This window comes from Microbacterium sp. Gd 4-13 (genome assembly GCF_003095395.1).
In the GTDB taxonomy this organism is placed as follows: Bacteria; Actinomycetota; Actinomycetes; order Actinomycetales; family Microbacteriaceae; genus Microbacterium.
In genome coordinates, this window is sequence record NZ_QEIJ01000015.1 from 1 (window position 1) to 11,139 (window position 11,139).

The 11,139-nt window shown below is 70.5% G+C and carries 12 protein-coding genes; 7 read left to right on the forward strand and 5 right to left on the reverse strand.

The window, feature by feature from the left end; genetic code table 11:
* Positions 1-432, forward strand: a 432-nt coding sequence (locus DEA06_RS16755; protein WP_133241811.1) for an HNH endonuclease signature motif containing protein, incomplete at its 5' end; no start/stop codon positions are given.
* Positions 433-658: 226 nt separating this feature from the next.
* Here the strand turns inward: DEA06_RS16755 and DEA06_RS16165 are convergent.
* The gene (locus DEA06_RS16165; protein ID WP_116649043.1) at positions 659-1,243 is read right to left on the reverse strand and encodes an NADPH-dependent FMN reductase; all 585 of its coding nucleotides are present in this window, start codon (positions 1,241-1,243) and stop codon (positions 659-661) included.
* A gap of 143 nt (positions 1,244-1,386) precedes the next feature.
* Between DEA06_RS16165 and DEA06_RS16170 the strand changes: the two genes are divergently transcribed.
* The 4 genes from DEA06_RS16170 (at position 1,387) to DEA06_RS16185 (ending at position 5,425) form a co-directional block, all read left to right on the forward strand.
* Complete coding sequence (locus DEA06_RS16170; protein WP_116649044.1) at positions 1,387-2,643, forward strand: sensor histidine kinase; 1,257 nt, start codon at positions 1,387-1,389, stop codon at positions 2,641-2,643.
* Positions 2,636-3,304: a response regulator transcription factor gene (locus tag DEA06_RS16175; RefSeq protein ID WP_116649045.1), complete on the forward strand. Its 669-nt coding sequence runs from the start codon at positions 2,636-2,638 to the stop codon at positions 3,302-3,304. Before DEA06_RS16170 ends, DEA06_RS16175 begins: the two co-directional genes overlap by 8 nt.
* A 118-nt stretch (positions 3,305-3,422) precedes the next feature.
* Positions 3,423-4,304, forward strand: coding sequence for an ATP-binding cassette domain-containing protein (locus DEA06_RS16180; RefSeq protein ID WP_116649046.1), 882 nt, complete (start codon positions 3,423-3,425; stop codon positions 4,302-4,304).
* Positions 4,301-5,425, forward strand: a complete 1,125-nt coding sequence (locus DEA06_RS16185; protein WP_116649047.1) for an ABC transporter permease — start codon at positions 4,301-4,303, stop codon at positions 5,423-5,425. Before DEA06_RS16180 ends, DEA06_RS16185 begins: the two co-directional genes overlap by 4 nt.
* Position 5,426: 1 nt before the next feature.
* Here DEA06_RS16185 and DEA06_RS16190 read toward each other — a convergent pair whose 3' ends face one another.
* Positions 5,427-7,190 carry a glycoside hydrolase family 15 protein gene (locus DEA06_RS16190; protein ID WP_116649048.1) on the reverse strand — a complete coding sequence of 588 codons (1,764 nt, stop codon included), beginning with the start codon at positions 7,188-7,190 and terminating at the stop codon, positions 5,427-5,429.
* 67 nt (positions 7,191-7,257) lie between these two features.
* Between DEA06_RS16190 and DEA06_RS16195 the strand changes: the two genes are divergently transcribed.
* On the forward strand, positions 7,258-8,622 hold the full coding sequence (locus tag DEA06_RS16195; protein WP_116649049.1) for a glucose-6-phosphate dehydrogenase: 1,365 nt from the start codon (positions 7,258-7,260) through the stop codon (positions 8,620-8,622).
* Positions 8,623-8,763: 141 nt separating this feature from the next.
* Here DEA06_RS16195 and DEA06_RS16200 read toward each other — a convergent pair whose 3' ends face one another.
* Together DEA06_RS16200 and DEA06_RS16205 are read right to left on the reverse strand one after the other, a co-directional pair.
* A complete protein-coding gene (locus DEA06_RS16200; protein WP_116649050.1) occupies positions 8,764-9,141 on the reverse strand; it encodes a VOC family protein in 378 nt (125 codons plus the stop codon).
* Positions 9,142-9,181: 40 nt separating this feature from the next.
* Positions 9,182-9,961: an alpha/beta hydrolase gene (locus tag DEA06_RS16205; protein WP_116649051.1), complete on the reverse strand. Its 780-nt coding sequence runs from the start codon at positions 9,959-9,961 to the stop codon at positions 9,182-9,184.
* A gap of 100 nt (positions 9,962-10,061) precedes the next feature.
* On the opposite strand from DEA06_RS16205, the gene DEA06_RS16210 reads away from it, so the two are divergent.
* Complete coding sequence (locus DEA06_RS16210) at positions 10,062-10,745, forward strand: hypothetical protein (RefSeq protein WP_116649052.1); 684 nt, start codon at positions 10,062-10,064, stop codon at positions 10,743-10,745.
* A gap of 77 nt (positions 10,746-10,822) precedes the next feature.
* Here the strand turns inward: DEA06_RS16210 and DEA06_RS16215 are convergent.
* Positions 10,823-11,139, reverse strand: a 317-nt coding sequence (locus DEA06_RS16215) for an LPXTG cell wall anchor domain-containing protein (RefSeq protein ID WP_116649053.1), incomplete at its 5' end; no start/stop codon positions are given.

An 11,139-nucleotide genomic window follows, 5' to 3' on the forward strand; every position in this document is an offset into this window, starting at 1 on the left:
CGGGAACTCTGCGGCGGCGCGGACGGGTGGATGCGGGTGCTCACCCACCCCGAGACGGGGATGGTGCTCTCCGTCGGGCGTGACCAGTACCGCACCCCGGCGGCGTTACGACAGCTCGTGGAATGGCGGGCCGCGACCTGCATGGCCCCCGGATGCGGAACACCCGCCCGAAGGTGTCAGATCGACCACCAACTCGCGTGGGAACACGGCGGCACCACCGAACTCACGAACCTCGGCCCCCTCTGCGTTGGGCACCACACGATCAAGCATCACGGCGGGTGGTGCGTGAGACAGATCCCCGACAGCGGCGGCGCACTCGAATGGAAATCCCCCGGCGGGAGACGATTCGTGGTGCGACCGGAACGGAAAGTCCCGGTCTTCCGGCCCGCACCCGATGACGACCGCACATCCGAAGCCACCGCACCCTTCTGACCCGCGCCCTTCTGACCCGCACCCTCCTGACCCGCGCCCTCGCCCGCGCGAGCCGGTGCGCGCGCGAGCCGGTGCCCGCGCGACCCGCACCCGCACCCACGCCCACACCCACACCCGCACCCGCACCCGCGCGGCCTGCCCCCGTACCGCCCGCACCCGCGCGGGCGCCGAACGCCAGACGCCCCCGGTCACGAGGACCGGGGGCGTCTGGAGCGACCGATGGCGCTCAGGCGGCCTTCGACTCCGAAGCGTCGTCGGCGGTCGCGTAGCGACCGATCAGGTCGACGAAAGCCTCGAGGTAGGAGCGGAGGAACGCCGCGGTTCCCTCGTTCGTGATCGCGCCGTCGTCTTCGAACAGACCGGGGGTCGACTGGATGAAGCCCTCGGGCTGGCCGAGCACGGGGGCGTTGTAGTGGCTGAGGATCGTCTTGAGGTGCTGCTGCGCGACGGCCGTCGAGATCGGGCCCTGCGACGTGCCCATGACCGCGGTCGGCTTGCCGTCGAAGGAGGCTTCACCATAGGGACGAGCCGACCAGTCGAGGGCGTTCTTGAGCACCCCGGGAATCGACCGGCTGTATTCGGGGGTGAGGATGATCACGCCGTCGACGTCGGCGATCGACTGCTTGAAGTCGCGGGCGACCTGCGGGAAGTCTGCGTCGAAGTCGGGCGAGTAGAACGGCAGGTCGGCGATCGGGATCTCGACGAGCTTCACGCCGTCGGGAACGACGCGCTCCAGCGCCTTCGAGAGACGCCGATTGATCGAGGTGCTCGAGATGCTGCCGACGATGTAGCCGATCGTGTAGTCAGTCACGGGGATCCTTTCGGTTGCGCGGCCGGGAACGGCCCGTACCCTCGAGCGAACGCGGCCTCCGATGGGTGTATTCCTGTGAATCGAGTGCACGCTCCCCCTTCCGGCGGATGCTGCGGGGCACGCCCGTCTCGTAACGTGAGGGCATGATCCCCACCCCCGCGCAGCGTCGCGCCGACGTCGTGCTGGCGGTCGTCGTTCTCGTCGGCGCACTGATCAGCGCTGTCCTCTCGGCGATCGCCGGGATGTACGGAGACCGACAGGCGGCGATGCCCCTCTCCGTCGCCTACGCCTTCGTGCTCGCCGTTCCCCTCGCCTTCCGCCGACGCTGGCCGTCGATCGTCGCCATCGTCGTCTCCGTCGCCTACTTCGTCGCGGTGACGATCCAGATCCCCGAGCTCTATGCCGGCAACGTGGCGATGTTCATCGCGCTCTACACGGTGGGTGCCTGGTCGACGAACAGGCGTCGCGCGACCATCGTGCGGATCGCGATCATCGCGGGCATGTTCCTCTGGCTGACCATCGTCATGCTCATCGACGCCACCGGCCCCGTGCCCACCGAGACCGAGGAGGTGTTCTCGCGCGCGGGGGCGTTCTCGCCGTACATCGCCTACACGTTGCTGACGTTCCTCCTCAACGCCCTCTACTTCGGCGGGGCCTACTACTTCGGCGAGCGCTCGCACCAGCAGATGCGCGAGCGCGCCGCCCTCGAGGAGCGCACCGCCGAGCTCGAGCGGGAGCGCGAGGTCACCGCGGCACAGGCCGTCGCCCTCGATCGGGTTCGGATCGCCCGCGAGCTGCACGACGTGGTCGCCCATCACGTCTCGCTCATGGGCGTGCAGGCGGGTGCCGCGCGCTCGGTCATGCCGAAAGACCCCGACCACGCCCGCGAGATCCTCGAGGGCGTCGAGTCGTCGGCTCGCCAGTCGCTGACGGAACTCCGGCAGCTGCTCGCCACGCTGCGGACGCCCGACGGCAGCGACCCCGAACCCGACACCGCTCCGACCACCCGCGACCTCGACGCGGTGAGCGACCTCGTCGAGGCGACGAGGTCGGCCGGCATGCCGACCACGTTCCACATCGTCGGCGAGGAACGCGAGGTGCCCGGTCTCGTGCAGGTCAACCTCTACCGCATCGCCCAGGAGGCCCTGACGAACGCCCGCCGACACGGCGGACCGCACGCCACGGCCGAGGTGCGACTGCGCTACACCGACGAGTCGGTCGAGCTCGAGGTATCGAACACCGGACGCGTGGGCTCCGGCGCACCGGGCCTCGGACAGCTGGGCATGCGCGAGCGGGCGGGAGCGTCGGGCGGAACGATCGAGATCGGCCCCCGCTCACGCGGCGGATACCTCGTGCGCACCCGCGTACCCCTGACGACGAAGGCGTCCGCCCGTGTCTGACATACGCGTCCTGCTCGTCGACGACCACGCGATGATGCGCGCGGGCTTCCGCACGATCCTGTCGCTCCAGGACGACATCGACGTCGTCGGAGAAGCGGCCAACGGCGCGGAGGCGGTGTCCGCCGCATCCGCCCTCCACCCCGACGTCATCTGCATGGACGTGCAGATGCCCGGCATGGACGGCCTGGAGGCTACGCGACGGATCGTCTCCGACCCTTCGGTCGAGGCCGCCGTGCTCATCGTCACCACCTTCGATCGCGACGACTACCTCTTCCAGGCGCTCTCGGCCGGAGCAAGCGGATTCCTGCTGAAGAACGCGGGCCCGGAGGAACTGGTCTCGGCGGTTCGCGTGGTCGCCGGCGGCGACGCGCTGCTCGCACCCGAGGTGACCCGGCGCGTCATCGCCCGCTTCGCAGGACCCGACGCCGAGCCCGCGATCGCCGCCGCACCGACCCCGCACCCGGCGATCGCGACCCTCACCGAGCGGGAGACCGAGGTGCTGCGCCTGATGGCCGAGGCGCTCAGCAACGCCGAGATCGCCAGCCGCCTCTACATCGGCGATGCGACGGTCAAGACGCACGTATCCAACGTGCTGCAGAAGCTCGGCGCGCGCGATCGCGTGCAGGCGGTCGTGATCGCGCACCGACACGGCCTCGCCTGAGCGCCCCTCCCCCGCCAGGGGGAGAAGTCCAACCCTCCCGGGGGCGGATGCTGCGCGGCACCCGCCTGCGTAACGTCGTTCGCGGGCACCCGCCGCGGGTGCCGGAGGAGGAGGAGCCGTGCTCGAGCTGACCGGCATCACCAAGAGCTACGGCGGTCGCCGTGTGCTCGACGACGTGACGTTCGACGTCACCCAGGGCCGCCTGACGGGCTTCGTCGGCGGGAACGGCGCCGGCAAGACCACGACGATGCGCATCGCGCTGGGCGTACTCGCGAAAGACGGCGGCCATGTCGCCCTCGACGGTTCGCCCGTCACCGCCGCCGACCGTCGCCGATTCGGCTACATGCCCGAAGAGCGCGGGCTGTACCCGAAGATGCGCGTCGGCGAGCACATCGCCTACCTCGCTCGGCTGCACGGCTACGGCAAAGCCGAAGCGACCACGGCCGCCGAGTCGCTGCTCGACCGTCTGGGCCTGTCGGAGCGCCTCCGCGACAACGTGGAGACCCTCTCCCTCGGCAACCAGCAGCGCGCCCAGATCGCCGCGGCCCTCGTGCACGACCCCGAGGTGCTCATCCTCGACGAGCCGTTCTCGGGCCTCGACCCGCTCGCCGTCGACGTCGTCGCGGGGGTTCTGCAGGAGCGCGCGGCCGCGGGCACCGCTATGCTGTTCTCCTCGCACCAGCTCGATGTGGTCGAGCGCCTCTGCGACGACCTCGTCATCATCGCCGACGGCACCGTGCGCGCCGCCGGCGCTCGCGACGCGCTCCGCGCCGAGCACGCCGGACACCGGTTCGAGCTCGTCTCCGCGGGCGACGCCGGGTGGATCCGCGACGAACCCGGGGTCACCGTCGTCGACTTCGACGGCGGCTACGCCCTCTTCGACGCCGCCGAGCACGACGCCCAGCGGGTACTGCGCCGCGCGGTCGAGCGCGGCGACGTCGCCAGCTTCGCCCCGCAGCATCCGACCCTCGCCCAGATCTTCAAGGAGGTCATCCAGTGAGCACCTCCGCCCCCGCGAACACCCGTCGATCCACGCCGGGCGAGCTCCAGAGCGTCTGGCTCGTCGCCGAACGCGAGATCGGCTCGAAGCTCCGCAGCAAGTCGTTCATCATCTCGTCGGCCTTCCTGCTGATCATCGCCCTCGCCGCGGTCATCTGGGGAGGCATCGCCGCGAACAACGCCGGCGACGACCGCATCGCGATCGCCGTGACGAGTCAGACGCAGCCCGACGCCAGCGGCATCGAGGGCTTCGATGTGACCGTCGCCGACGATGCGGATGCGGCGACCGCCCTCGTGCAGGACGGCACCGTCGAGGCGGCCCTCGTGCCGGATGCCGCGGGCGGCGCCTTCTCGTACAAGGTCATCGCCGACGACAGCTCCCCGAGCAACGTGCTGGGCCTGCTCGCCCAGACCCCGTCGGTCGAGTTGCTGAACCCGGCCGACGCGGTCGACGGCGCCCTCCGCTATCTCGTGGCCATCGGCTTCGGCATCGTCTTCTTCATGGCGGCGACGACCTTCGGCGCGACGATCTCGCAGAGCGTGGTCGAGGAGAAGCAGACGCGCGTCGTGGAGATCCTCATCTCGGCCATCCCGGTGCGCTCGCTCCTGGCGGGGAAGGTGATCGGCAACACGGTGCTCGCGATGGGTCAGATCGTGGGCCTGGCGGCGATCTCGATCGTCGGACTCTCGGTCACCGGTCAATCCGAGCTGTTGAGCGGGCTCGGCGCACCGCTGGTGTGGTTCGCGGTCTTCTTCCTCTTCGGATTCGTGCTGCTCGCGGCCCTGTTCGCGGCCGCCGGAGCGATGGTCTCGCGACAGGAGGACATCGGCGCGACGACCACCCCGCTCATGCTGCTCGTGATGGCGCCGTACTTCCTCGTCATCTTCTTCAACGACAACCCCGTGGTGCTCACGGTCATGTCGTACGTGCCGTTCTCGGCGCCGGTCGGCATGCCGCTGCGCCTCTACCTCGGCGACGCGCAGTGGTGGGAGCCCCTGCTGTCGCTGGTCATCCTGCTCGCCACGTGCGCCGCGGCGATCTGGGTCGGTGCGCGCATCTACCAGAACACCCTCCTGCGGATGGGTGCCCGGGTGAAGCTCACCGAGGCGCTGCGCAGCTGACTCAGCCGCGCAGGGCGTCGGCCGCGCCGACGAGCGCGAGATGCGAGAGGGCCTGCGGGGTGTTGCCGAGCTGGCGACGCCCCGCAGGGTCGTACTCCTCCGACAGCAGCCCGAGATCGTTCGCCGCCGCGCACACCCGCGCCATCAGCTCGCCGCCGTCGTCGCGACGCCCCGACGCGGCGTACTGCTGCACGAGCCAGAACGAGCACGCGAGGAACGCGCTCTCGTCGCCGGACAGACCGTCGACTCCCGACGAAGTGCGGTAGCGGCGCACGAACCCGTCGGGCATCAGCGTCTCCTCGATGCGCTCCACCGTGCGCAGCATCCGCGGGTCGTCGGCGGCGCAGAAGTCCACGAGCGGAAGCTGCAGCAGCGACGCATCGACCTCGGTCGTCGCGTCGTGCTGCACGAAGTAGCCGCCCTCGCCCACACCGGTGGCGTCGATCGCCGACCGCAGCCGATCGCGCAGGGCACGCCAGTCCTCCACCTCGCCGTCGAGACCGTGCTGCTCCACGGCGCGCACGCCTCGATCGAATGCGGCCCACATCATGACGCGGGAGTGCGTGAACATCCTCGGTTCGCCGCGGATCTCCCAGATCCCCTGATCCGGCTCGTCCACCGTCTGCGCCGCCTGCGCGAGAAGCGCCCGCTGCAGGGCCCACGAGAACGGCGTCTCGGTCAGCCCAGCCTGGCGCGCAGCATCCAACGCCACCATCACCTCGCCGATGACGTCGGCCTGCCACTGGTCGACGGCGCCGTTGCCGATGCGTACCGGGGAGGCCCCCTCGTAGCCGGGGAAGTTCGGCAGTTCGCGCTCGGGGAGGTCGCGCTCCCCGGCGATGCCGTACATGATCTGGATGTCGGCGGGGTCGCCGGCGATCGCGCGCAGCAGCCATTCACGCCACCGAGCGGCGGCGGCGAGGTAGCCGTGGGCGATGTAGGCCTGCAGGGTGAGAGCGGCGTCGCGCAGCCAGACGTAGCGGTAGTCCCAGTTGCGCGGGCCGCCCGCCTGCTCGGGCAGCGAGGTCGTCGCCGCGGCCACGATCCCGCCGGTGTCGCGGTGTGTCAGCGCCCGCAGCACGAGGAGCGAGCGGATCACGAGGTCGTGGTGCGGGCCGTCGTGCGACAGGGTGCTGGCCCAGTCGGTCCACCACTCGCGGGTGCGCTCCCACGCGCCCTCCACGTCGACGGGCTCGGGAACGTCGTCGTACGACGGCGCCCAGCTGAGGGTGCTGACGACCGAGTGGTCGGCGTACACCGAGAACGTCGCGCTGTGCGCCTGGTCGTGGGCGGTGTGCAGCGGACCGCGCACGACCACGGCCGCGGGTCCGGCGATCGCGAGAAGCGCCGGGTCGTCGGGCGAACCGATCTGCCGCACCCAGGGAAGGGCGCGCGCGTAGTCGAAGCGCAGCCGCAGCACGCTCTCGAACTCCACCTCGCCACTGACACCGATGACCCGCCGCACGAGGTCGTGGCGCGCATCGTCGTAGGCGAGGAACTCGTAGACCTCGGCGATCCCGGCCCGCGTCGTCCAGCGGGTCACCAGGATGAACGTGTCGTCGTCGTAGCGGCGCTCAGCGGTGGCCGCCGGGTCGGTCGGGCGCAGGCTCCACGACCCGTGCGCGTCGTCGCCCAGCAGGCCGCCGAAGATCGAGGGCGAGTCGTAGCGGGGCAGGCACAGCCAGTCGATACTGCCGGTCGCCGAGACCAGGGCCGCCGTGCGGCAGTCGCTCAGCAAGGCGTAGTCCTCGATAGGTGCGGGCACGGCATGATTCTGTCAACTTCGGAGCGCGACCGGACCGGAGCGCCCGGCGAGTCCTAGGGTGGGCCTCATGACCGCCGACACCACCCTCATCATCCTCGGCGCCTCGGGCGACCTGACCTCGCGACTGCTGCTCCCCGCGCTCGGTCAGCTGCTCGTGCGCGAGCCCTATCGGTCGGTGCGCCTGCACGGCGCGGGCATGGACGACTGGACCGACGAGCACTGGCGCGAGGTGGTCGAGAAGGCGTTCGAGACGACCGAGGCGACGGGCGCGTTCGCCGCGGTGTCGGCCACCACCTACTCGAAGGCAGACATCACGAAGCCCGACGACCTGCAGGCGTTGCTGAACGCCGCCGAGGGGCGTCCCGCTCTGTACTTCGCGGTTCCCCCGGCCGTCGCGGAGCAGGCCTGCACGGCGCTCGAAGCGGTCGAGATCCCGGAGGGCACGATCCTCGCCCTCGAGAAACCATTCGGCACCGACGAGGCCAGCGCCCACGAGCTCAACGAGGTGCTCGCCAAGCTCGTTCCGGAGCGCCAGGTGTTCCGCGTCGATCACTTCCTCGGGCGCTCGACGGTGCTCAACTTCCTCGGCGTACGGTTCGCGAATCGTCTCATCGAGCCGGTCTGGTCGGCCGACGACATCGCGTCGATCGTCATCCAGTACGACGAATCGCTGGGCCTCGAGGGTCGCGCCGGCTACTACGACCGTGCCGGCGCGCTCATCGACATGATCCAGAGCCACCTGCTGCAGGTGATGGCGTTCGTGACCATGGAGCCGCCGTCGTCTCTCGACGAGATCGATCTGCGCGACGCGACCGCGGCGATCCTCCGCGCCACGCACGTCCTGGGCGACGACCCGGTCGCATCGTCTCGACGCGCGCGCTACACCGCCGGCACGGTCGACGGGCGCGAGTACCCCTCGTACGTCGACGAGAAGGGTGTCGACCCCTCGCGCGAGACGGAGACCCTCGCCGAGATGTCGGTGGAGATCCGCACCGCGCGCTGGCAGGGCGTTCCGATCACGCTGCGCTCGGGCAAGGCTCTCGCCGACAAGGATGCCGAGGTGATCGTCACCTTCCAACCCGTGCGCCACATGCCACAGGGGTTCACGGGCGAAACCGCCCCCACCGAACTGCGCTTCTCGCTCAGCCCCGACACGATGTCACTGGGCCTCAACGTCAACGGCGGCGCCGATCCGCTGGTGCTCGAACGCGTCTCGCTGCAGGCCGACCTCGGCGAGGGCGGCCGCGTCGCCTACGCCGAGGTGCTCTCGGGCATCCTCGATGGCGACGCGATGCTCTCGGTGCGGGGAGATGCCGCCGAACAGTGCTGGCGCATCGTGCAGCCCGTGCTCGACGCGTGGCGCGCGGGCACGGTGCCGCTCGACGAATACCCCGCGGGCTCCATCGCCCCGGAGGGCTGGCCGACTCTCTGACCCGGCGCCGCGCCCGCTCCCCCGGCGCCGTCTCCTCCGCGGCATCCGCTCCCCCGCCGCATCCGCTCCCCCGTCACGGATGGCTGATCGAACCCGCCAGATGCGACAGGGGAACCGGCACGGAGCGCGGGCGACGGCGAGTCACATTTCGAGCACGGAGAGCACGTTGCCGGCGGGATCGCGGAACCACGCGATCGTCGGACCCCGGCCGCGCTGAACGCCCTTCGCGTCGGTCTTCAGCTCGTCGTCACCGTAGATCTTCGTCGTCACCCCGCGCGCGTTCAGGTCGTCGACGGCCGCCCCGACGTCGTCGGTCGGGAAGTTGAGGATCGTGAAGCTCGCGGGCTCATGGTTCGGCTTCGGATAGACGAACACCGACGCGCCCGACGCGAGTTTCAGGCTGAAGAAGCCCATCTCGTCGTCCACGGTCTCGAGTCCGAGGGTGTCGCGGTAGAACGAGCGCGCGGTGTCGATGTCGTCGACGGAGAACCCGCTGAAAGCCCTGTCTGTGGTGAACATGTCGCCTCCTCGATCGGATGGATGCTGCGCAGCCGCAGCCTCACGCGTGCAAGTGCGCGGTGACGACCCGCACGGTGGCCTCGGGGTCGAGCCGGTGCTGCACCGACTCGGGGACCTCGACGAACACCGCACCGGACACCTCCTCGGCGAGGCGTTCGGACGCCGCGTGGAGGAAGGGGAAGGTATCCCTTCCGGTCAGCACGACCACGGGCACGTCGACCTCGCGCATCGCCGCCGTGGGGGTCGAGACCTGCCGGGTGAGGGTGGCGTCGTACACCGTCGACTGCGCGAGCGCGACGAGGCCGTCGAACATCGGGCTCGACCGCATCTGCTCGACCATCGCCGGGGGCAGACCTATGCCCTCGATCTGGAACATCGTGACCGCGTCGGCCGGGCGCCCCTGGTCGATCGCGCGCTGCAGACGCTCGGGAAGATCCGACGGCGGCTCGTCCTCTCCGAAATGGAACGGCGGTTCGGACAGGAAGAGGGTTCCGGTCGGCACCCCCAGCGAAGACGCGAACAGCGCGAGCACGGCGCCCGACGAATGTCCGAGGACGGCCGCCGCGCCGCCCACGCCCGCGATCACCGCGGCGAGGTCGTCGGCCTCGCGCTCGGGTGCGAACGGGCGGGTGTCGCCGCTGCCGGCGCGGGCTCGGCGGTCGTAGACGACCGCGGCGAACCCCGCGCGCACGAGCGCGTCGGCGACCCCGGAGGCATCCGCCGCCGTGGAGAACGCGCCGTTGACGATGACCACGGGCGGGCCGTCGCCGGTCGTCTCCACGTGGATCGGCGTTCCGTCCGCAGACTCGACGAAAGACATGAGCTGATCGAATCAACCCGTGCGCGCCCGGTCAAGGGGTGATGGCGCAGCATCCACCGGTCTCTTGCCGGACCCCGGTCGGACGGTCACACTCGAGAGCATGCAGTTCGCCGGAGTGCTTCCCGAAGACGCCCCCGACCCGCGGCTCGATCAGGCCGAGCGGGCGAAGGAGTTGCCCGTACCCGCGCGGGGCTTCGTTCCGCAGCGATCGCTCGAAGACGACGACAGTCTCGCGCTCACGGTGCAACAGCAGGGCGAGACGATGGTCGCGATGTCGGTGAGCGTGGGCTATCTGCTGTGGCGCGATCCCGATGATCGGTCGGATCCGGTGAACCTCGCCGACCTCGACGACCACACGCGGCGCTCCCTCGATACGGTTCCGCCGTGGCCACGGCCCGCGTGGTTGATCGAGCAGGTCGAGCGCATGCGCTACCCGCGTCTGTCGGAGGCCGTGCGCACCTCGTGGCACGCCGAGAGCTCCGAGCGGACGACGCCCGAAGCGCTGCTGGTGGACCACGCGCGACACATCCTGATGAACCACTTCCGGGAACGGGCGGGCATCGACCTGCACGAATGGGACTCGCCGGCGTTCCCGGGGGCATCGGCCGTGCGAGATGGCGTGAGCGTCCGCGTCGAGGGGAGCGACCTCCCGGGCATCGAGATCGACACCGATCCCTTCGTCTACGCCGTCGGAGCGGCGCTCCCCGACGGCGGAGTGCTCACCGCGGTCGTTCCCCGCGACGAACTCGCCCTCATCGATCTGGAGTTCGACGTCCGGCGCTGAGCGCCACCGGAGCGAGCCGACACGAAGAAGCCCCCACCACCGCGAGGTGATGGGGGCTTCTTTCACACGGTCCGAGGTCAGCTGACCCGGCGTGCGCGTGCGCGGATCGCCATGAAGACCGCACCGGCGCCGGCGAGCATGGCTCCGCCGATGGCCAGTCCGGCGATCCCGGTCGAGTCGTAGCCCGTCGCCGCGAGGCTGTCGGACGCACCGGCGTTAGCGGCCGGCAGGCCGGGGATGGGCGTCGCGGTCGGGCTGGCCGTCGACGTGGGCTCCGGGCTGGCCGTCGACGTCGGCTCCGGGTTCGGAACGACCGACGCGGGGAGCGAGAACGAGACCGAGATCTCGCCGTTGCCGGAGAAGCCGGTGGTCTGGAAAGCGGTGATCGTCTGAG

What these genes read in the sequence shown, in the direction of transcription:
- DEA06_RS16170 (WP_116649044.1), top strand. Translation starts at nt 1,387, where the DNA reads ATGATCCCCACCCCCGCGCAGCGTCGCGCCGACGTCGTGCTGGCGGTC.
- DEA06_RS16195 (WP_116649049.1), top strand. Translation starts at nt 7,258, where the DNA reads ATGACCGCCGACACCACCCTCATCATCCTCGGCGCCTCGGGCGACCTG.
- DEA06_RS16200 (WP_116649050.1), bottom strand. Translation starts at nt 9,141, where the DNA reads ATGTTCACCACAGACAGGGCTTTCAGCGGGTTCTCCGTCGACGACATC.
- DEA06_RS16205 (WP_116649051.1), bottom strand. Translation starts at nt 9,961, where the DNA reads ATGTCTTTCGTCGAGTCTGCGGACGGAACGCCGATCCACGTGGAGACG.
- DEA06_RS16210 (WP_116649052.1), top strand. Translation starts at nt 10,062, where the DNA reads ATGCAGTTCGCCGGAGTGCTTCCCGAAGACGCCCCCGACCCGCGGCTC.